The following is a 22003-nucleotide window of genomic DNA, read 5'->3' as shown; positions in this document are numbered from 1 at the left end:
CGGATTGCCTCATTGCCGCGGCAGCCGTTTGGTGCGCTGGGGCGCCTGGCGCTGCGGCGGCGGTTGTGCCGGTGTCGCGGCGGCGGTCGCGGCCGGCGCCTTGAGCGACTTGGCGAAGGCCTTCTGTGCCGCCACCGTGTCGCCCCAGCGGGCGTAGCCGCCGGCGGGCGAACGCACAGCGAATTCCGCCGGCAGGTCGCGGCGCGTCTGCAAGATCCACCGGCCGTTGTTCACCGTGGCCTTGCCCACGCCCTCGATCGCCACTTCGCGCACATGGCCGCCGGCCGCGCAGACCCTGCGGCCTTCGCTGTCGCTGACCGCGTACGGGCAGGGCGTGACGAAGCCGCGCACGATGACGCCGTCCTTGCCGTGCTCCACCGCGCTGATGCCGACGGTATCGGGCAGTGCGGCACCGCCGGCGCGCGGCGTCCACGGCGCAACGCGGAACAGGCCCCAGGCGCCGGCCTGGAACATGTTCGCGGTCCAGCCGCGGTAGAGGTAATCGCCGGGCACGCCGAAACGGCCGCCGGACGGCGTGGAGCCGGGCGTGGCGTCGAGCACCACATCGTAGGCGCTGGCCGCGCCGTAGCCGGTCAGGGTGCTGGCGCTGGCCGACTTGGGGTTGTAGCCAATGCGGGTGGAGTTCTCGGTGTAGGGCTCTTCCTGCCACAGGTGGCCGGTCAGCTCCCAGGCGATCTGGTTGTCGCCGTCGCCGCCGGGCATGAGCAGGCGGAAGCGTGCCGGCATGCCGGCGGGCGCGCGCAGTATCGGCGTCTGCGGTTCGGCGCCGACCAGCAGGTTGGCGGTGGTCGCGGTCTCGTCCACCAGCGACATGGGCAGGACGGAAATGTTCTGCAGGTCGGTCTGGGTCAGGTTGCGCCAGTCGGCCGGTGCATCGCTGCCGAGGGCGGTATTGAGCTGGGTACCGAAGCGCAGCCAGGCCGGTTCCGAGCGGTAGTTGAAGCCGGCCAGCGGATTGCCGGTCTCCCACCAGGAATGGCCGTTGGTGCGCATGTTCGCGTCGTTCTGGTACAGCAGCACGAATTCGCGGAACACGCGGTCGCCGGACCATACCGTGGCCTGGGCGGCCGAATCCGGATCGGCCTGCCAGCGCGAGCCGGCCGGCTCTATCACCAGCGCGCCGAACAGGCCGTGGTAGACGTGCATCAGCGGATCCGACGGCAGCAGGTTGATCGCGCCGAATTCCACCGGCGTCTGCTTGCCGCCTTCGATGCGGCCCGCATACCACCAGTATTCGGTGCGGCCCTGCGGCGGCGCGGTCTGTACGGCGTTGCCGCCGACGCTGGCGCCGTCGCTGGCGCGCATGTCGTAGCTGACCAGCTGGGCGTGCAGGCCGACCGTGGACGAAGGTGCTATCTGTACATAGTTATACGGTGCGGCGTAGGTAAGGCCGAAGCGCGAGGCCGCCTCGTAGGCGGAGAACACCGGTTCGTCGCCGCGGAACGTGTTGACCAGGGTGACGTGGATCCAGTCGCCGGCATTGGCGCGCAGCACCAGCGGCTCCACCGTGTCGCGCGGCTGGTAGGTGCCGCCCTTGGGCACGGCGACGTAGACCAGGCCCAGCGGATCCTGCAGCGGGTTGGCGCTGTCACTGGTGCCGCCGCCGAGGTTGGCGCCGCGGCTGTTGTAGACGAGGGCGGCGTCGGGCCGGCCCAGCGCCTGCTGCACCGTCATCGCATGCACTTCGTATTCGCGGATACAGGGCCGGCCCTGGCTGCAGTCGGTGCTCATGCCCGGCGGCGGCGCGTGGGCGTCGGGCGCGGCCGCGGGTTTGTCGGCATACAGCGGCTTGAGGAAGGACTGGCGCTGCAAGGGATTCCACGAGCGCAGCAGGCCCCAGGCGCCGTTGGTCAGCCCTTCGTAGGAGGCATCCGGGTTGTACAGGTAGTCCACCGGCGCCTTGGCGTTCAGCCGCGGCATGTCGAACAGCAGTTCGTAGTGCTCGGAAAGAATGATGAATTGAGTGCTGCGGTAGCCCGAGTCCGGTTCGAACGGCTCGGCCAGCCAGCGCACGCCGTGCATGGTGAAGTCGTGCATGGAGGTATGCGCGCCGGCGAGCAGGCGGATCTGCACCTTGTCGCCTTCGTAGGCGTGCAGCAGCGGCGTATACGGATCGTTCGGCCCCATGCCCTGGGCGATGGGATCGAGGGGGAAGGTGAAGCAGCCGGCGCCGCGGCATTGCGGATTGATCTGCGCACCGGGCGTGGGCTGGCGCGAATAGGCCGGATCCAGGCGCGGGATGGAGCGGAAGGCCGAGGACAGGTCGGCCGCGTCGGGTGCGGCGTCGGGGTTGGTCACCAGCGGCTTGAACACGCGCGGCGGAATCGGCTCGCCGCGGTAATTCATCGAGATCATGCCGGCGCCGAAATCGGTGACCAGCAGCGGCTGCGGCGGCCACGGCGCCGCGCCGGGCAGGTTGGGCACCAGCGACTGCGGATTCTGCGCCAGCGGCTGCGGCGGACAGTTCAGGCAATTCAGCACATGGGCCGGATCGGACCAGCCGTAGTACTGCTGGCTCGCGGTCAGCGGGACGCAGTTGAAATCGCGCGGATCCTGCTCGACCACGACGCCGTCGGGCCGGGTATAGCGGTAGCAGTCGGGCTTGTGCCGGCTGATCTGGGTATAGGCGTGCTGGGTGTCGCCCCATTCCAGCGCGAATTCGCGGTAGTTGTCGGCCTGGTTCTCGGCGGACTTGAACAGGATGTTGGCGGCGTAGCTGGTCGGGCCGCCGTCGTCGCGCTTGCCGAATTCGGTCTTGCCATCGAGGCTGGTCCAGGTCGAGCCGGCCGGTTCGATCAGCAGGCCGCCGTAGAGGCCGATCATCTGGTGCGTGGACGGGCCGAAATGATCGTGGGTGAACACGGTCATGTAGGTGCGGTCCTTCTCGTCGACCTTGGCCGGCTGCTGCATCAGCGGATCCAGCCACCAGCGCTGCACCGTGGCCTGGGCGCCGACCCAGGCCTTGCTGTGCTGGCTGGGGCCGTCGCCGAGTTCGGCGATGGACTTGGGATGCAGCTTGCGCTGCTTGCGCTGGGCCGGATCCCACAGGCCGCCGGTGCGGTTGATGCCTTCGATGCGGTCGCGCACTTCCTCGGGGCTGAAGGTGCCGTCCTCGTAGTTGAAGCCGTTGGCCGCGCCGTCGGAGGCCATCACGTCGAACTTCACCAGGTGGATGTGCTGGCCGAGGATGTCGGTCGGCGTGCGCACTTCAAAATCGTCCAGCTCGAAGTAGGCCGGCACCAGGTTGGTATGCCAGTACTCGATCACGTCGTTGTTGTGGGCGCGGAAGAACAGCGGCTCGGGCGGACGGCGGCCCTGCACGTAATCCTTCACATCGCCCCACAGCGACAGGATGCGCTGCTGCGGGTAATGCCAGCCGGCCTTGTTGAACACCGCGTCCAATTGCAGGTTGGCGCCCTTGTAGCGGCGCACTTCGTTACCCACGGCCTTGCCGTCGACCACGGCCGGATCGGAGAACGGCGCGCCCGGCTGCGGGCCGCGCGGCAGGCCGTTCACCTTGAACGGCGCGGGCTGGGCCTCGGGCGTATAGCTGGCGTGCTGCGGCTGGCCGAAGAAGGCCATGGCGCGCTTCTCGGTGGCGGTGCCGTCCTCGGGCAGTTCATACGCCTTGATCGTGAACAGGTCCTTGGACCAGTCCAGCGCGGTGTGCTGTTCGTTGGCGATGGTGGCGCCGGTAATCAGGTGCCGCGGCAGGCCGCCGTCGAGTTTTTCGCCGCTCTTGGGATCGGTGGCGAAATCCAGCGGCGGATGCGGCGGCCGGTGGCCGGCCACGCCGGGCACGAAGAAGGGATAGCCCGGATGGCCTTCGCCGTCGACCTTGGCCTGGCCATCGACGATATGCACCTTGCCCGGCATCACTGCCATGGCGTACTGCGGCAGCGGCACCACCGCCGGGATGGGCGTGCCGCGGGCGATCTCGCCATCGGGCAGGGCGCGCGCATCGCTGCGCGGGCGGCCGCTGTCGTCCAGCGCGGTGCCGCCCTCGAACACATCGTGCACGCGGTACAGCGCCCACATGCCGGCGGCGAAGTGCGGATAGAAGTGGCAGTGGAAGATGGAGTCGCCGGTGGTCAGGTTGCGGTTGCCGCTGCCGTTGAATACCAGTTCGGCGGTGAACGAGGAGCCCGGGCCTATCGCCTGCGAGTCGAGATAATTGCTCTGGCTGGATTCGGGGCTGCGCAGCCACTGGTGCGCATGGTGGTGATGCACGTGATGCACCGCGGCCCCGGCGTGCAGTACGCGGAAGCGCACGTGGTCGCCGAGATAGGCGTGATAGACATTGGATGGATCGTCGGGATAGAAGGCCTTGGTCGCCTTGCGCCCGGTCTGCGGCTTGCAGGCATCGGCCGGCGGCTCGAAGGTGAGCGGGTCCTGGTCGAACTTCACCGTGAGCTGGGTCAGTTCCGCCGCCGTGCAGGGCGCATTCGCCGGCACGTCCACCACCAGGGCCGGATCGCCTATGGCCCAGGAGCTGAGGAAGAATTCCTCGAACTTGCATTCGGGACAGTCCGCCGCCGGCCCCACGCCGATGCGGTTGGCCAGCACCTGCGGCGCGATGCCGCCGATGCCGTAGTTGATGGCGAAGGTATCCGCGCCGGCGTCCTCGCGCGGCACCTGGCTGTTCTTCGCCGACATGAAATAAGGAAAGGCCTGCACCACGTCCTGGGACTCGTGGTAGATCACGGTCACTTCGCGGAACGGCAGGTTGCGCTCGGGCAGCAGCGGGTTGTCGCCGGCACCGCCGGGCAGCGGACCCCGGCCCGGGCCGGTGATCAGCGCGGTCAGGTCGGTGTGGGCAATGCGGCCTTCGCGGTCGAGCATGCGCAGTATCGGCAGGCCGGCGCGCGGGTGGCCCTGCGGAAACACCGCGTCGTAGTCGATCTTCGGATGGCCCGAGGGCAGGGTGCCCGTGGTGGCCAGGCGCAGTTCGGCCTCGGACACCTGGCTGCGGTACCACTCGCTGCTGCGCGGCTGCACGTTGACCGCGCCGAACAGGCCCGTGGAAACCTGCATTTCATTGAAATTGTTGTATTGCCCGGCGGTGCTGTAGAGCAGATTGGTACCTTCCTCCTGGGCGTAGAGGCGGTAAGTGATGCTGGCGCCCGGCTCGACCAGGCCGGAGAGCTGGCCGTTGCCGATCTTCGGATTCTGCCCCGCCCAGGTACCGTCGCTGGCGATGGTGTCGACCAGCTGCATGCCGGCGGCGTGCATCGACGCGGTGCGCGTGGCCGGCTGCAGCACGTTGGGGACGGGATCGAGCAGGTTGGTAAAGCGGATCTCCAGGCAGCTGCCGGCGTTGACGCGCAGCACCAGCGGGCGCGGACGCTTGTCCGGCCGCAACATGACCTTGCCGGGTTTCAGCTCCGGCGTGCCGTCGCTGGACTGCACATCGGCGCGCAGGGCGTAGATCTCGCCATCGGTGCGGGTGGTGCCCAAGCGGTTGACCTGGAAGGCCTGGTCCAGCGCGACCACGTCGGCCCGCACCACGCTGTCGCAATGGCCGTGTTTTTCCGCCGCCGCCCCGGTGGCCGCTTCCTGTGCGGCGGCCTGGCCCGCGGCCAGGGTCAGTACGGCGCCGATGAACGACCACGACCGAAACGATAAGCGCATGATCCACCTCGCTATTGGCGGGTGCCGGATGGCTGGGAGTAGTAGATTTGTAAAAAAGTGGCGCGCCAGACAATAACTCAAAGACGCGAAAAATGAACGCTTGCAGATTCCCCAATTTGGGCAGGCGCAAAACGAGGCGCGGAACTATCATCGGCGCCGCCGCGATGCGGCATGGGCTGGCGGCGACGCGCAGCCGATTGCGGCCGCGGGCGGCGCCGGGCTACTGTGCGGCGCACGCCTGCCGCGGGCGGATCAGGAGAACTCACGCATGCGCCATTGCAGCCTCGTGACGCTGCTGCTGACGATCGCCATGGGTGCGGCGGCGCCGCCGCCGGCAGCTGCGCAGGCCGGCGAGGCGGTTGCGCTGGATCCGGCGGCGCGCACCGCGGGCGAGGCGGTGCGCGATTCCGCAAGTCCCGCGCCGGCGCAGGCGGCCGATGCGGAAACTCACGAACATGAACATCCCGCGCCGGCATCCGGCGCGGGTGCGGCGTCTCACGAAGATGAACCTGGCGCGCCGGCTTCTGCGCCCGCCGCTCACGGACCGGAACATATCCACCATGCGCCGGCTACGCCGCCGCCGCCGGGCGAGCTGACCGCTGCGCGCATTCCCGATGTGCCGGTGCTGACCCAGGCCGGCGAGCCGCGGCACTTCTACCGCGATCTGGTGCAGGGGCGCCTGGTCGCGATCAATTTCATCTTCACCCGCTGCACCGCGGTCTGCCCGCTGCTGGGTGCGCGTTTTTCCCAATTGCAGAAAATGCTGGGCGAGGATATGGCGCGGGTCGGCCTGATCTCGGTCAGCATAGATCCCGCCAACGACACACCGCAGCGCCTGGCGCAGTGGAGCCAGGGACTGGGCGCGCAGCCGGGATGGACCCTGGTCACCGGCGAGCGCGCGGACCTGGATGAGCTGCTGCGCTCCCTGGGGGCGTCGGCGGCCGATCCGGCTTCGCATGTGCCCATTGCCCTGATCGTGGACGAGCGCCGGCAGCCCGCACGCTGGCAGCGCCTGGACGGACTGGCCGATGCGGCGGTGCTGGCCCGCGCCCTGCGCGACCGGCTGCAGCCGGAAAGCGGCGAGTGAGCCTGCTCGCGGCGCTGGCCGGCGCGGCGTTCGCGCTGGCGGCGGGCACGGGTTCCGTCGCCGGCGGCGAGCAGATCTACCGCCAGGGGATTTCGCCGCGCGCCACGCCGCTGCAGGCGGCGGTCGGCGGCGGCACGGTGTCGGCGGCGCTGCTGCCGTGCATGAACTGCCATGGCGCCGATGGCCGCGGCCGCAGCGAAGGCGGCCTGCGGCCGGCCGACATCACGCCGGGCGCACTGGGCCGGCCGCTGCGCGACGAGCGCCGCAGCCGGCCAGCCTACGATGCCTCGCGTCTGCGCCGCGCCGTCACCATGGGCCTGGACGCCGCCGGCGCGGCGCTGGATCCGGCCATGCCGCGCTACGCGCTGAGCCAGGCCGATGCGGACGATTTGCTGGCCTTCCTTGCGGCACTGGACTCGCGCGCCAGCGCCGGCGTGGACGAGGGCCGCATCCGTATCGCGCTGCTCGGCGCCGATGCTGTCGCCGCGCCGCAGGAGGAAATCTACGGCCGCCGTGTCGAACTGCTGCGCGAGCGCCGCGACGATGTGGCGCTGGTGATCGACGTCGGTGCCGACGGCGCCGCCAGCCTGCGCGCCGCGGCGGCGGACGCCATTCCCACCATCGTGTTCGAGGCTGGCGCCGCCGCGCCCGGCGCCGCCGCGCTGGTCGTGACCGCCGATCCCGCGCGGCGCGCGCAGGCGCTGCGGCAATGGGCGGAGCGGCATGCGGCGCTGATTCCGCAGCCCGGTTGCGCCGATCCGGGTATTGCCGCGGCTTCCGCCCTGGCCCTGGACGCGGCACTGGCCGCCAGCTGCGATGTGCGTACCCTGCCGGCCGCGCCGGCGCGCAACCTGCGCCTGTACCTGGCCGCGCCGCCGGATCCCGCGCTGCGCGCCGCGGTCGCCCGCGCCCTGCTGCAGCGCCTGCGGCAAAGCCTGGGCGCGCTGGGGCGGGAAGTTTCGCGCGAAAGCCTGTTCGAGGACCTGCAGCGCTGGCGCGGCGTTTCCCTGGCCGGCCTGCCGGCGCTGGACTGGACCCGGGGACGCCGCTACGGCCTGGATGCGGTCTGGGTGTCGCGTCTGGACGAGACGCGCACGCGGCTGCTTGCGGAGCCGGGGTGGGTGGAGCTGGCGCAATAACGCAATAAATAAGTGGCGCTGCGGTGCCAGGCCGCGTTTCGATGTTGCGGTAGGTGCGGGCCGGGCCGGCGTGTCGCGGTGCGAATGCGGCGGCGTTGCACCCGCGAGGATCGCCAGGCAGCGCAGTTCCGCGGAAGTCGGCTGGCCCGCAGGCCGATCCCGCCCGGCCGGAATCGCCGGCCCGGGCCTTGTGCCGGTTTCCTTGCGGCCCCAGTTGCGCTAGAAGCGTGCTGGCCGTTCCTGCACCAGGTCCTTCCGATGTCCGAATCCGCCGCACCTGACGACGCCGCTCTGATCGCGCTGGGCAAGAGCGTCGCCGAAATCCTGCAACTGCGCGGCCAGATGCTGGTCACGGCCGAATCCTGCACTGGCGGCTGGATCGCCAAGACCCTGACCGACATTGCCGGCAGCTCCGCCTGGTTCGAGGCCGGCCTGGTTGCCTACAGCTACGAGGCCAAGCAGGCCCTGCTCGGCGTGCGGCCGGAAACTCTGGCCGAGCATGGCGCGGTCAGCCGCGAAACCGTGGTCGAGATGGTTTCCGGCGCGCTGGCCCGCTACGGCGCCTCGGTCGCCGTCGCCGTAACCGGCATCGCCGGGCCCGGCGGCGCCACGCCGGGCAAGCCCGTGGGCACCATCTGGATAGGCTGGAAGCGCCGCGGCGGCTATGCGCAGAGCGAGATCTTCCATTTCGCCGGCGACCGCGAAGCCGTGCGCCGCCATACCGTTGCCGCCGCGCTCGCCGGAGTTCGGAAAATTCTCAGCGCCTGACGCGGCATCCGCCGCATGCGCTGGCCCCCGCGGCGGGTATGGAATAATCCCGGGTCAGCCGCCTTCCTGGCCTGTCTCGCCGCATGAGAACCGCGGCCGCCAGACTCTCCGGCGCACCCTTTACGACGAGGATTCAACATGACTGTGGATGACAACAAGCGCAAGGCGCTCACTTCGGCCCTGAGCCAGATCGAAAAGCAGTTCGGCAAGGGCACCGTGATGCGCATGGGCGACAAGGTTGCCGAGCCCATCGATGCGGTCTCCACCGGCTCCTTCGCCCTGGACATGGCCCTGGGCATAGGCGGCCTGCCGCGCGGGCGCGTGGTCGAGATCTACGGCCCGGAATCCTCCGGCAAGACCACCCTGACCCTGCAGGCCATCGCCAGCTGCCAGCGCGCCGGCGGCACCGCCGCCTTCGTCGACGCCGAGCACGCGCTGGATCCCACCTATGCCGAGAAGCTCGGCGTGAATGTGGACGATCTGCTGGTGTCGCAGCCGGACACCGGCGAACAGGCGCTGGAAATCACCGACATGCTGGTGCGCTCCGGCGCGGTCGACATGGTCGTGATCGACTCGGTCGCGGCGCTGACGCCCAAGGCCGAAATCGAAGGCGAAATGGGCGAAATGCAGGTCGGCCTGCAGGCCCGCCTGATGAGCCAGGCGCTGCGCAAGCTCACCGGCACGATCAAGAAATCCGGCTGCCTGGTCATCTTCATCAACCAGCTGCGCATGAAGATCGGCATGATGATGCCGGGCCAGAACCCGGAAACCACCACCGGCGGCAACGCGCTCAAGTTCTACGCTTCGGTGCGCCTGGACATCCGCCGCATCGGCTCGGTCAAGAAGGGCGACGAGATCATCGGCAACGAGACCAAGATCAAGGTCGTCAAGAACAAGCTGGCGCCGCCGTTCAAGCAGGTGTTCACGGAAATCCTCTACGGCGAAGGCATCAGCCGCGAAGGCGAGCTGATCGATCTGGGCGTGGACCACAAGCTGGTCGAGAAATCCGGCTCCTGGTACAGCTACGGCGGCGAGCGCATCGGCCAGGGCAAGGACAATGCGCGCAATTTCCTGCGCGAACACCCGGCCGTGGCGCAGCAGATCGAAGCGGCGCTGCGCATCAAGATGCTGCCGGAGAAGCGCGCCAGCGCCCAGCCCGAGTTCGAGCCGGAGGAAGCCTGAGCCGGGCTGAAGCCCGGCTGGCCGGCGCATGAGCAGCCGCAGCGACGGGCCGCGCAGTCCGGGCGGGCGCGGCCGGGCAGGCCGCGCCGCCGAGCCGGAAGGCGAGGGGCGCCGACGAGGTGTGGAGACCGGGGCGGGCGCGCGGGCCGGATGGAATGCGCGGCCGTCCGCCGGACGCGGCCGCCGCGACGAAGACGATGCGCACGGTGGCCGTGACCCTGACGATGCAGGCGGCAGCCGGGATCGTGCCGATGCAGGCGGCGGCCGGGGCCGTGCCGATGCAGGCGGCGGCCGGGGCCGTGCCGATGCAGGCGGCAGCCGGGGCAGTGCCGATGCAGGCGGCAGCCGGGGCAGTGCCGATGCAGGCGGGCGCCCCGGCGCCCCGGGCCATGACTACGCCGCGGGGCGCAGCGACGACGGTCGCCGAAGTCGTTATCAACGCCATGACGAAAGCCGCGATCAGGGCGGCGATACCACGGGCCAGGCCCTCGGCGGCGATGCTGCCGGATGCCGGGACGGCGACGAAAACGACACCGGCCGCCGCACCCGGCCCCAGCCCAGCGCCTACGGCAAGGCCCTGGGCCTGCTGAGCCGGCGCGAGCATTCGGGGCGCGAACTCAAGCGCAAGCTGGCCCGTACCGGCTACAGCCCCGACGAGACCGCCGAAGCGCTGGGCCGGCTGCAGGAACAATCCTTCCAGAGCGACGGCCGCTTCGCCGGCCTGCTGGTACGCAGCCGCGTCGCCCAGGGCCAGGGGCCGCGGCGCATCCGCGCCGAGCTGCGCAGCCACGGCATAGACGACGCGGCCGCCCAGCAGGCCCTGATCGAGGAAGGCGCCGACTGGCTGGCTCTGGCGCGTCAGATCTACCGCCGCCGCTACGGCGCCGGTGCCGCGGCGGACCGCCAGGAAACCCAGCGCCGCGCGGCCTTCCTCTTGCGCCGGGGCTTTGATGCCGCCACAGTAAGAGCCATCACCCACGCCGACGACGTGGACGACTCCGCCGAGGAGTTCGATTAGGGATGGTCTGAACGGGCGCGCCGGTCGTCATGGGCCGGTGCGGCATTGCCCGTCGCAGCGCACTCACATCCCGATCCGCAACGGGATGGCAGCTTGATCCGCACTTCCGAGGCATCCTGGCCGGTCGTCCAGCGGCGTGTCCGCCATTCCGCCTCAGTGACGATGACGCCATGCAGAGCAGTGCCGAGATCCGCCAGAGTTTCCTCGATTTCTTCAAGAGCAAGGGGCACGAAATCGTGCCTTCCAGCCCGCTGGTGCCGGGCAACGACCCGACCCTGCTGTTCACCAACGCCGGCATGGTGCAGTTCAAGGACGTCTTCCTCGGTGCGGAAAAGCGCAGCTACACCCGCGCCGTCTCCTCGCAGCGCTGCGTGCGCGCGGGCGGCAAGCACAACGACCTGGACCAGGTCGGCTACACCGCCCGCCACCACACCTTCTTCGAGATGCTGGGCAATTTCAGCTTCGGCGACTACTTCAAGCACGACGCCATCGTCTACGCCTGGGAGCTGCTGACCGAAGTCTGGAAGCTGCCCAAGGAACGCCTGCTGGTCACGATCTACCACACCGACGACGAAGCCTTCGACATCTGGCACAAAGTCGTCGGCCTGCCGCCGGAACGCATCATCCGCATCGGCGACAACAAGGGCGCGCCCTACGCCTCGGACAATTTCTGGCAGATGGCCGACACCGGCCCCTGCGGCCCCTGCACCGAGATCTTCTACGACCACGGTGCGCATATCCCGGGCGGCCCGCCGGGATCGCCGGATGAGGATGGCGACCGCTTCATCGAAATCTGGAACAACGTGTTCATGCAGTTCGACCGCGCCGCCGACGGCACGCTGACGCCGCTGCCGGCACCGTGTGTGGACACCGGCATGGGCCTGGAGCGCGTCTCGGCCGTGCTGCAGCACGTGCATTCCAACTACGAGATCGACCTGTTCCAGCACCTGATCAAGGCCGCCGCGGCACTGACCGGTACGGCCGACCTGGAGAACAAGTCGCTGCGCGTCATCGCCGACCATATCCGCGCCTGCGCGTTCCTGATCGTCGACGGGGTGCTGCCGTCCAACGAAGGCCGCGGCTATGTACTGCGCCGCATCATCCGGCGGGCGCTGCGGCATGGCTACATGCTGGGACGCAAGCAGCCGTTCTTTCACCAGATGGTTGGTCCGCTGATCGACATGATGGGGCAGGCCTATCCCGAGCTCGCCGCGAAGCGCGAGTTCGTCGAAGGCGCACTGCGCAAGGAAGAGGAACGTTTTGCCGAGACGCTGGAAAACGGCATGAAGCTGCTGGAGTCGGCGTTGAAAGACGACACCTCGCATGCCGGGGGGGCATCGAAAACGGTGCCCGGCCAGATCGCCTTCACGCTGTACGACACCTATGGCTTCCCCGTCGACCTGACGGCAGACGTCGCCCGCGAGCACGGCTGGTCGGTTGACATGCCCGGCTTCGAGGCCGAAATGGAGCAGCAGCGCGAGCGCGGCCGCAAGGGCAGCCAGTTCGAGAACAAAGCCTCGCTCTCGGCCGAGGCCATCCAGCAGCTGCCGCCGACGCAGTTCCTCGGCCACGGCGCACCGCTTTACGCTGCCGACGATCTCAAGCTGGTCGGCATCGTGCGCGGTGCGCGCCTGGTCGATGAACTCGGCGACGGCGAGGAAGCCACGCTGGTACTGGACCGCACGCCGTTCTATGCGGAATCCGGCGGCCAGGTCGGCGACACCGGCGTGCTCAGCACGGGCTACGGCCGTTTCCTGGTGCGCGACACGATCAAGCTGGCCGGCACCTTCCACGGCCACGTCGGCCGCTGGGAAGGCAAGACCCTGCGCCTGGGCGAAGCTCTCCACGGCGAAATCGACGCCGCCCGCCGCCAGGCCACGGTGCTCAACCATTCCGCCACCCACCTGATGCACGCCGCGCTGCGCCAGGTGCTGGGCACGCACGTGACGCAGAAGGGCTCGCTGGTAGCGCCCGACCGGCTGCGTTTCGATTTCTCCCATTTCCAGCCGGTCGGTGCCGATGAGCTGCGCCAGATCGAGGATCTGGTCAATGCCGAGATCCGCCGCAACGCCGCCGCCGACGTGCGCAACATGGCCTACAAGGATGCGCTGGATTTCGGCGCCATGGCCCTGTTCGGCGAGAAATACGGCGAGCACGTGCGCGTCATGAAGTTCGGCGAGTTCTCCACCGAGCTGTGCGGCGGCACCCACGTGGGCCGTACCGGCGACATAGGCCTGTTCAAGATCCTGGGCGAGAGCGGCGTCGCCTCCGGCGTGCGCCGCATCGAAGCCGTGACCGGCGCCGGCGCGCTGGCCTTCGTGCGCGAGGAAGAGCGGCGCCTGGACGAGGTTGCCGAACTGCTCGGTTCCTCCGCCGGCGATGCGGCCGACAAGCTGCGCCAGCTGTTCGAGCGGCAGAAGCGTCTGGAGCGCGAACTGGAATCCTTCAAGGCCAAGGCCGCCGGCGCGGCCACCGCCCAGTTGGCCGAGACCGCCGTCGACCTGGGCGGCATCAGGCTGGTGGTCGCGCGTCTGGACGGACTGGACGCCAAGGGCCTGCGCGAAGGCGTGGACCAGATCAAGGCGCGCCTGCCGGACAGTATCGTCCTGCTTGCCGCCGGAGCGGACGGCAAGGTCTCCCTCGCCGCCGGCGTCCAGGGCGCCGCCCTGGGCAAGGTCAAGGCCGGCGATCTGGTCGGCTTCGTCGCGCGCCAGATCGGCGGCAAGGGCGGCGGTCGTCCCGACATGGCCCAGGGCGGCGGCGAGGATTCGCCGCAGCTGCCGCGCGTGCTGGACGAGGTGCGCGGTTGGGTGGAACAGCAGCTGGCGTGATGCCGGCACCGTTGGATTGCCGCCGCGGATGTGAAGGTTTCGTCGCGGTTTTTACGTGATAGCGGTACTGGCCGATGTCCGCTAGCTGTGGGGCATGCGGCGGCGGCAATCTGACGAAAGTAATGCCTCACTTCAATTGCGTGGCCGGTGGGCGTCCGCTAGTATCGGCCGGCGTGGTCGCCCCCTAATCTGCAAGAAAAAAATTCAGTGGCGGCTGAAACGATTCGCTGATTTTCTTCGGATCGTGGAACAAACGGGGAGGACCGCGGAATCAGCTGAGCAGGCTGCCAAACGGTCCCGTGTGCATTCGCTTGATCAATGTACGGTAGCCAGGACGTAGGGCCGGGACGTAAGGCGAAAGGAGACGAACGATGCTGATTCTGACTCGCCGGGTCGGAGAGACCCTGATGATCGGAGACGAAGTCACGGTCACCGTGCTCGGAGTGAAGGGCAACCAGGTCCGCATTGGTATCAATGCGCCCAAAGATGTCGCCGTGCACCGCGAGGAAATCTACCAGCGCATCAAGCGCGAGCAGGATCCGGCAGCGGGCGGCAACGAATCCTGACGACGGGCTTTACCCGGCGCCGACTAGCCGCTATTCTTCCGCGCCTCGCCGAACCGCAACGCGGCCGCGGTGGAAAAAATCCGGAGAGATGCCCGAGAGGCCGAAGGGGCTCCCCTGCTAAGGGAGTATAGGGTCAAAAGCTCTATCGAGGGTTCGAATCCCTCTCTCTCCGCCAGATGCGAAAAGCCCCGAGCGATCGGGGCTTTTTTAATGCGGGGACCGTGATCGGCGCCGATGCGCGGCCGGTGTCCGGCGGCGGTGCTGCAATCGCGATGCCCCGCTGTGCAGGGCAGGGCGATGTGAAAGCATCCGCCTGTGCAAAAGCTGTTGCGGTAATTTGTGATGATGTGGAAAAAGCTACAATCGGCAGGGTCGTGACATGGCGCCCGCATCACCGGCAGCCAAAAAAAATTCACGAAACCTATTGACGAGGTAGCCTTGGATCCGAATAATCCCGCTTCTCGTCGCGGTGCAAACCAAACGGCGGGACGGCGCAAGGGATGCGCCGGATGTTGCAAGGAAGGCAAGGTTAGTGCGCGCCCGTAGCTCAGCTGGATAGAGTACCAGGCTACGAACTTGGTGGTCGGAGGTTCGAATCCTTCCGGGCGCGCCATTTACATGAGGGTGCTGCGGCACCCTTTTGTTTGGCGGTGTTTCAGTCGCGTGTGGTTTGTTGCAAGGCAACGGGTTCCGCCCTCGGCAATTGACGGTACTGACAGCCATCCGTAACATCCTCGTTTCTTTGGGATAGTCACGGGTGACCGAAGTCTGGACTGACGGGGTATAGCTCAGCCTGGTAGAGCGCCAGCTTTGGGAGCTGGATGTCGAGAGTTCGAATCCCTCTACCCCGACCAACCGCGCAAGCCAGAGACTGCGCCTGTAGCTCAACCGGATAGAGCATCGGCCTTCTAAGCCGACGGTTGCAGGTTCGAGTCCTGTCGGGCGCGCCAATGCGATCGTAAGTTTGTGGTGGATGTAGCTCAGTCGGTTAGAGCATCGGATTGTGATTCCGAGGGTCGTGGGTTCGAATCCCATCATCCACCCCAGTTTTTCGTGGGCCGCTAGCTCAATTGGTAGAGCAGCGGACTCTTAATCCGTAGGTTCCCAGTTCGAGTCTGGGGCGGCCCACCACCTTCCTTTCGTCGGTCCTCATGTGGCTTTCCGCAAAGCAGGCGTTATCACGGTCCCGCCTGGGGGCGTGAAGGCGTGCGAATGTGGCGGAATTGGTAGACGCGCTGGATTTAGGTTCCAGTGGGGAAACCCGTGAGAGTTCGATTCTCTCCGTTCGCACCAGATCAGTACTTCGTGGCCGCGCGCGCCGGTGGTGTGCATGCGGCCGATTGCCGTTCGAGGAGCAACAATGCAAGTTTCCGTTGAAAACGTGGGCAAACTCGAGCGCAAGCTCACCGTGCGGGTCCCGGCCGACCAGCTCGACAGCCAGGTGCGCAATCGCCTGGTCGACCTGGGCCGCAGCGTCCGCCTGAACGGCTTCCGCCCGGGCAAGGTTCCGGCCAAGGTCATCGAGCAGCGCTTCGGCGCCCAGGTGCGCGGCGAAGCCCTCTCCGAACTGATCCGTGTCACCCTGCCGCAGGCGCTGGAAACGCAGAAGCTGCGCGCCGCCATGCCGCCGGCCGTGAACACCACGGGCGTGCCCAGCAACGGCGAGATCGAATACACCGCCACCTTTGAAGTGATCCCGGACGTGGGCACCATCGACGTCTCCGGCCTGGAGGTTGTGCGCCTGGCCGCCGACGTGACCGACGCCGACGTCGACCAGATGATCGAAACCCTGCGCCAGCAGCGCCGCAGCTGGCGCGCCGCGGAAAACCCCGCCGCGGCCGGCGACATGGCCCTGTTCGAATACTCGGCCCAGACCGGCGACTACCGCTTCCCGGCCGAAGGCGTGGACCGCGTCGGCACCGTGATCGGCTCGGGCGCGCTGTTCCGTGAACTGGAAGATGCCCTGGTCGGCCTGAACCCGGGCGACGAGAAGACCCTGAACCTGACCTTCCCGGCGGATTTCCGCAACGAGAACCTGGCCGGCAAGGAAGCGTCCGTCGCGCTCAAGATCGTGCGCGTGCAGACCTCCGAACTGCCGACCCTGGACGACGACTTCTTCGCCGCCTTCGGCATCGTCGGCGGTGGCCTGGAGAAGTTCCGCGAAGACGTGCGCGCCAACCTGGAACGCGAACTCAAGGGCACCCTGCTGGGCCGTCTCAAGAATGAAGTGGTCGAGAAGCTGGTCGCCGCCCATGCCGACCTGGAACTGCCTAACAGCATGATCCAGGCCGAGTCGGAGTCCCTGGCGCGCCAGTCCGAAGCCAACGCCCGCCAGCAGGGCCAGGCCGGCGGTTTCCCGCCGGAAGCCTTCACCGAAATCGCGCGCCGCCGTGTCGCTGCCGGTCTGCTGCTGGGCGAGATCGCCCGCCAGAACGACATCCGCCTGGATTCCCGCCGCGTCGCCGAAACCCTGACCACCATCGCCTCGACCTACGAAGAGCCGCAGCAGGTGGTTGAACTGTACAACCGCGATCCCCAACTGATGAACGCGCTGCAGAGCCGGGTCATCGAGGATCAGGTGGCCGAGTGGATCGCCGACAAGGCCAAGGTCACCGAGCAGAAGCTGAGCTTCAACGAGGTGATGCGTCCTACGGCCTGATCGCCGCAGGGGCGGGTTCCGAGGAGCCCGCCCCTGTTCTCCATCTGCAGACAGGACCGGCCCCGTGGCCGGTCCGGCAGGCCGCATCATTCGCCCCTGGCCCGGGCCGATTTGCTCCGGAGTGAAACATGTCCAAGGGTTTTGAACCGATCCGCAGCCTGAACCTCGTCCCGATGGTGGTCGAGCAGACCTCGCGCGGCGAACGGGCTTATGACATTTACTCGCGCCTGCTGAAAGAGCGCGTGATCTTCCTCGTCGGGCCCATCGACGACTACATGGCCAATGTCGTGGTGGCGCAGCTGCTGTTCCTGGAGTCGGAAAACCCGGACAAGGACATCAACCTGTACATCAACAGCCCGGGCGGCTCGGTCACGGCCGGCATGGCGATCTACGACACCATGCAGTTCCTCAAGCCGGACGTCAGCACCATGGTCATCGGCCAGGCGGCCAGCATGGGCGCGCTGCTGCTGACCGCGGGCACCAAGGGCAAGCGCTACGCGCTGCCGAATTCCCGCGTGATGATCCACCAGCCCCTGGGCGGCTTCAGCGGCCAGGCTTCGGACATCGACATCCACGCCCGCGAGATCCTCACCATCCGCCAGCGCCTGAACGAGATCATGGCCAAGCACACCGGCCAGCCGATCGACGTCATCGCCAAGGACACGGATCGTGACAATTTCATGAGCGCCCCGGACGCCCAGAAGTACGGCCTGATCGACGCCGTGCTGGAAAAACGCCCGGTGGACAGCGTCAAGTCCTGATCCCCGTTGACCTGTCCCTGCGACACCCCCGTCCTGCACCCGCGCTTGCGCCGCGGGCGCAGCGGGTTCTATTCTTCGTGACGAATACGTTTACCCCGGTTTCTGAGGCAGAGCATGACTGACGATCGGCAGGGCCGTTCGAGCGACAGCGGGAAGATTCTCTACTGTTCGTTCTGCGGCAAGAGTCAGCACGAGGTCCGCAAGCTGATTGCCGGTCCGTCGGTGTTCATTTGCGACGAGTGCGTCGAGCTTTGCAACGACATCATCCGCGAGGAGCTTGAGGAAAAGGCCGCCAGCGCGCGCAGCCACCTGCCCAAGCCGCGCGAGATCATGGACGTGCTGGACCAGTACGTGATCGGCCAGACCCGCGCCAAGAAGACGCTCGCGGTCGCCGTCTACAACCATTACAAGCGCCTGGAAACCCGCCAGAAGAGCGACGAGGTCGAACTGGCCAAGTCCAACATCCTGCTGGTCGGTCCCACCGGCTCGGGCAAGACCCTGCTGGCCGAGACCCTGGCGCGCCTGCTGAACGTGCCGTTCACCATCGCCGATGCGACCACGCTGACCGAAGCAGGCTATGTCGGCGAGGACGTGGAAAACATCATCCAGAAGCTGTTGCAGAAATGCGACTACGACGTGGAGAAGGCGCAGACCGGCATCGTCTACATCGACGAAATCGACAAGATCTCGCGCAAGAGCGAGAACCCGTCGATCACCCGCGATGTCTCCGGCGAAGGCGTGCAGCAGGCTCTGCTGAAGCTGATCGAGGGCACCATCGCCTCGGTGCCGCCCCAGGGCGGGCGCAAGCATCCGCAGCAGGAGTTCCTCCAGGTCGACACCAAGAACATCCTGTTCATCTGCGGCGGCGCCTTCGCCGGGCTGGAAAAGATCATCCAGCAGCGCGGCGAATCCACCGGCATCGGCTTCTCGGCCGACGTCCGCAGCAAGAAACAGACGAATTCTGTCGGCAAGGTACTCGCCGACGTCGAGCCGGAAGACCTGGTCAAGTTCGGCCTCATTCCTGAGTTCGTCGGCCGCCTGCCGGTGTTCGCCACGCTGGAGGAACTGGACGAGGTTGCCCTGGTCAAGATCCTTACCGAGCCCAAGAACGCCATCGTCAAGCAGTTCAAGAAGCTGTTCGAGATGGAAGGCGCCGAGCTGGAATTCCGCCCCGAGGCCCTGACCGCGGTCGCGCGCAAGGCGCTCAAGCGCAAGACCGGCGCGCGCGGCCTGCGCACCATCCTGGAACAGGTGCTGCTGGACACCATGTACGAGCTGCCCTCGCTGGAGCACGTCAGCAAGGTCGTCGTGGACGAGGCCGTCATCAACGGCCAGGCCGAGCCCTACCTGATCTACCGCGGCAACCTGCAGTCGCGCGCCGTCGCCGAGTAATCCCGCATCCCGGCGCGGGCGGTTCCGCCGCCCGCGCCGCCTTGCCAGCCCGGTGCCGCGCCTTCGCGCGCCCGCCCGCAGCGTCGAGTCCGGTGCGAATCGCCGCGCCGCAAGCCCTTCGGCACGCAACTCGCATGTGGAAACGCGCATGCGGACTTGCATTCGTTCACGCCGTCCGCACTTGACGCTCCAGTAGCCTGCACTCAGGCTAATCCCAATCCGCTCGGTCCCAGCGGCCGCCGCCAGGAAAAGCTTCATGGATAAGTCCGAAAAGTCCTCTGCCGCCAACGAATCGCGCCTGCTCGAGCTGCCTGTGCTGCCGCTGCGCGACGTGGTGGTTTATCCGCACATGGTGATTCCGCTGTTCGTCGGCCGCGAGAAATCGATCCGCGCGCTGGACGTGGCGATGGAAGGCGACAAGCAGATCCTGCTGGTCGCCCAGCGCAGCCCGGACGTGGACGATCCGCGCGAGACCGATCTGCATTCGGTCGGCACGCTGGCCTCGCTGCTGCAGCTGCTGAAATTGCCGGACGGCACCATCAAGGTGCTGGTCGAAGGCGCAGCACGCGCGGAGATCCGCGGCTACCGCGACCGCGACGGCGTGCTGGTCGGCAGCGTCAAGCCGCTGGAGCCGGGCTATTCGCGCTCCGAGCGCGAGATCGAAGTCGTGTCGCGCTCGCTGGTGTCCACCTTTGAGCAATTTGTAAAACTCAACCGCAAGGTGCCGCAGGAACTGCTCGCCACCCTGGCGGGGATAGACGATCCCAGCCGCCTGGCCGACACCATCGCCGCGCACCTGTCCATCCGCCTGGCCGACAAGCAGCGCCTGCTGGAAATGGTTGACGTGGGCGACCGCTTCGAGGCGCTGATGGGCTTCGTCGACGGCGAAATCGACGTACAGCAGATCGAGAAGCGCATCCGCGGCCGGGTCAAGTCGCAGATGGAGAAGAGCCAGCGCGAGTACTACCTCAACGAGCAGATGAAGGCGATCCAGAAGGAGCTCGGCGATCTCGAAGAGGCGCCGAACGAACTGGACGAACTCGCGCGCAAGATCGGCGAGGCCGGCATGCCCAAGCCGGTGGAGACCAAGGCCCGCGCCGAGCTGAACAAGCTCAAGCAGATGTCGCCGATGTCGGCCGAGGCCACCGTCGTGCGCAACTACATCGACTGGCTGGTCGGCGTGCCGTGGAAGAAGTCCAGCAAGGTGCGCAAGGATCTCAAGGTCGCCCAGGATGTGCTGGACGAGGATCACTTCGGCCTGGAGAAGGTCAAGGAGCGCATCCTCGAATACCTCGCCGTGCAGCAGCGCGTGAACAAGATGAAAGGCCCCATCCTGTGCCTGGTCGGACCGCCGGGCGTGGGCAAGACCAGTCTGGGCCAGTCCATCGCCAAGGCCACGAACCGCAAGTTCGTGCGCATGTCGCTGGGCGGCGTGCGCGACGAGGCCGAGATCCGCGGCCACCGCCGCACCTACATCGGCTCCATGCCGGGCCGCATCGTGCAGAACATGTCCAAGGCCGGCACGCGCAATCCGCTGTTCGTGCTCGACGAGATCGACAAGATGTCGATGGACTTCCGCGGCGATCCGTCCTCGGCCCTGCTCGAAGTGCTGGATCCGGAGCAGAACACCGCGTTCAACGACCACTACCTCGAAGTCGATTTCGACCTGTCCGAGGTGATGTGGATCGCGACTGCGAACTCGCTCAACATCCCGGCGCCGCTGCTGGACCGCATGGAGGTCATCCGCATCCCCGGCTATACCGAGGAAGAGAAGATCAACATTGCCCGGCGCTACCTGCTGCCCAAGCAGATCAAGGCCAACGGCCTGAAGCCGGAGGAGATCAGCGTCGACGAGGATGCGCTGCGCGACATCATCCGCTACTACACGCGGGAATCCGGCGTGCGCAATCTCGAACGCGAGATCTCCAAGGTCTGCCGCAAGGTGGTCAAGGAGCTTTCCCTGCGCGAGAGCGAGGCCAAGGAAAAGGCGGCCAAGCCCGCCAAGGGCAAGGCGGCCAAGGCCAAGCCCGCGGCGGCGGCCACGGTGGCGATAACCGCGGCCAATCTCGACCAGTATCTCGGTGTGCAGAAGTACACCTTCGGGCGCGCCGAGCTGCAGAACGAGATCGGCCTGGTCACCGGCCTGGCCTGGACCCAGGTCGGCGGCGACCTGCTCAGCATCGAAGGCACCATCGTGCCGGGCAAGGGCAAGCTCATCCACACCGGCCAGCTCGGCGATGTGATGCAGGAATCCATCCACGCCGCGCTCAGCGTAGTGCGCGCGCGCTCGGACCGTCTGGGCATAGATCCCGAGTTCCACCAGAAGAACGACATCCACATCCACGTTCCCGAAGGCGCCACGCCCAAGGATGGCCCCAGTGCCGGCATCGCCATGTGCACGGCCCTGGTGTCGGCCCTGACCAAGGTGCCGGTGCGCTCGGAAGTGGCCATGACCGGCGAGATCACCCTGCGCGGCCGCGTGCTGCCGATCGGCGGGCTCAAGGAGAAGCTGCTGGCAGCGCACCGCGGCGGCATCACCACCGTGATCATTCCGGAGGAAAACAAGAAGGACCTCGCCGACATTCCGAAGAATGTCACGGAAACCCTGGACATCCATGCAGTCCGCTGGATCGACGAAGTGCTCGACATCGCGTTGGAGCGGCCGCTGACGCCGGTACAGAAGGCGCAGGCGGAGCCCGCTGCCGACGGCAAGCGCGAGGAAGCGGCTGAACCCCAGCCGGTACGTCCGCACTGAGCGCGGCTGTTGCACAGCGATACGGAAACGGCGGCCTCGTGCCGCCGTTTTTCATGGTGCCGGCGGACGCTTCCCCGGTGTGTTCAACGTCGTCGATAGCACGGCGGAAAACGCAAAAAAAGCCGGGAAAACACCGCTCCGTCCTTTGTTGCGTGCCTACTGGGCCGCTGGTATAAAGGCCGCGGCGTGATCC

At 67.3% G+C, this 22003-nt stretch carries 13 protein-coding genes and 7 tRNA genes; 19 read left to right on the top strand and 1 reads right to left on the bottom strand.

Annotated elements, in window-relative coordinates; genetic code table 11:
- Positions 1–9: 9 nt before the first annotated feature.
- The gene (locus NM961_RS00890; RefSeq protein ID WP_255910286.1) at positions 10–5652 is read right to left on the bottom strand and encodes a hypothetical protein; all 5643 of its coding nucleotides are present in this window, start codon (positions 5650–5652) and stop codon (positions 10–12) included.
- A gap of 268 nt (positions 5653–5920) precedes the next feature.
- Here NM961_RS00890 and NM961_RS00885 point away from each other — a divergent pair, with 268 nt between their 5' ends.
- From NM961_RS00885 to lon, 19 genes are all read left to right on the top strand, one after another.
- A complete protein-coding gene (locus NM961_RS00885) occupies positions 5921–6739 on the top strand; it encodes an SCO family protein (RefSeq protein ID WP_255910285.1) in 819 nt (272 codons plus the stop codon).
- Positions 6736–7878 carry a c-type cytochrome gene (locus NM961_RS00880; RefSeq protein ID WP_255910283.1) on the top strand — a complete coding sequence of 381 codons (1143 nt, stop codon included), beginning with the start codon at positions 6736–6738 and terminating at the stop codon, positions 7876–7878. The genes NM961_RS00885 and NM961_RS00880 overlap by 4 nt, the downstream gene beginning before the upstream one ends.
- A 258-nt stretch (positions 7879–8136) precedes the next feature.
- A complete protein-coding gene (locus NM961_RS00875) occupies positions 8137–8646 on the top strand; it encodes a CinA family protein (protein WP_255910281.1) in 510 nt (169 codons plus the stop codon).
- Between the two features lie 144 nt (positions 8647–8790).
- Positions 8791–9828, top strand: a complete 1038-nt coding sequence (recA, locus tag NM961_RS00870; RefSeq protein WP_343231898.1) for a recombinase RecA — start codon at positions 8791–8793, stop codon at positions 9826–9828.
- Between the two features lie 28 nt (positions 9829–9856).
- Positions 9857–10846: a RecX family transcriptional regulator gene (locus tag NM961_RS00865; protein ID WP_255910279.1), complete on the top strand. Its 990-nt coding sequence runs from the start codon at positions 9857–9859 to the stop codon at positions 10844–10846.
- Between the two features lie 170 nt (positions 10847–11016).
- Positions 11017–13677, top strand: a complete 2661-nt coding sequence (gene alaS, locus NM961_RS00860; protein ID WP_255910278.1) for an alanine--tRNA ligase — start codon at positions 11017–11019, stop codon at positions 13675–13677.
- Between the two features lie 371 nt (positions 13678–14048).
- Positions 14049–14243: a carbon storage regulator CsrA gene (csrA, locus tag NM961_RS00855; protein ID WP_255910276.1), complete on the top strand. Its 195-nt coding sequence runs from the start codon at positions 14049–14051 to the stop codon at positions 14241–14243.
- Between the two features lie 82 nt (positions 14244–14325).
- Positions 14326–14418 (top strand) — tRNA-Ser (locus NM961_RS00850).
- 46 nt (positions 14419–14464) lie between these two features.
- Positions 14465–14671, top strand: coding sequence for a hypothetical protein (locus NM961_RS00845; protein WP_255910275.1), 207 nt, complete (start codon positions 14465–14467; stop codon positions 14669–14671).
- Between the two features lie 108 nt (positions 14672–14779).
- Positions 14780–14856: transfer RNA gene (locus NM961_RS00840), tRNA-Arg, on the top strand.
- A gap of 164 nt (positions 14857–15020) precedes the next feature.
- A tRNA-Pro gene (locus NM961_RS00835) sits at positions 15021–15097 on the top strand.
- A gap of 19 nt (positions 15098–15116) precedes the next feature.
- Positions 15117–15193, top strand: a tRNA-Arg gene (locus tag NM961_RS00830).
- Between the two features lie 19 nt (positions 15194–15212).
- Positions 15213–15289: transfer RNA gene (locus tag NM961_RS00825), tRNA-His, on the top strand.
- A 9-nt stretch (positions 15290–15298) separates the two neighbouring features.
- Positions 15299–15374: transfer RNA gene (locus tag NM961_RS00820), tRNA-Lys, on the top strand.
- A gap of 77 nt (positions 15375–15451) precedes the next feature.
- A tRNA-Leu gene (locus NM961_RS00815) sits at positions 15452–15536 on the top strand.
- Between the two features lie 67 nt (positions 15537–15603).
- On the top strand, positions 15604–16902 hold the full coding sequence (tig, locus tag NM961_RS00810; RefSeq protein ID WP_255910274.1) for a trigger factor: 1299 nt from the start codon (positions 15604–15606) through the stop codon (positions 16900–16902).
- Positions 16903–17030: 128 nt separating this feature from the next.
- On the top strand, positions 17031–17663 hold the full coding sequence (gene clpP, locus NM961_RS00805; protein WP_255910273.1) for an ATP-dependent Clp endopeptidase proteolytic subunit ClpP: 633 nt from the start codon (positions 17031–17033) through the stop codon (positions 17661–17663).
- Positions 17664–17777: 114 nt separating this feature from the next.
- The gene (clpX, locus tag NM961_RS00800) at positions 17778–19055 is read left to right on the top strand and encodes an ATP-dependent Clp protease ATP-binding subunit ClpX (RefSeq protein WP_255910272.1); all 1278 of its coding nucleotides are present in this window, start codon (positions 17778–17780) and stop codon (positions 19053–19055) included.
- Between the two features lie 256 nt (positions 19056–19311).
- Positions 19312–21810 carry an endopeptidase La gene (gene lon, locus NM961_RS00795; protein ID WP_255910271.1) on the top strand — a complete coding sequence of 833 codons (2499 nt, stop codon included), beginning with the start codon at positions 19312–19314 and terminating at the stop codon, positions 21808–21810.
- Positions 21811–22003 lie beyond the last annotated feature (193 nt).

Origin of the sequence: Tahibacter harae, from assembly GCF_024437735.1 — a bacterium.
Taxonomy (GTDB): Bacteria; Pseudomonadota; Gammaproteobacteria; order Xanthomonadales; family Rhodanobacteraceae; genus Tahibacter; species Tahibacter harae.
The sequence above is the reverse complement of the archived record's forward strand: the minus strand, read 5'-3'. Positions and strand labels throughout refer to the sequence as shown.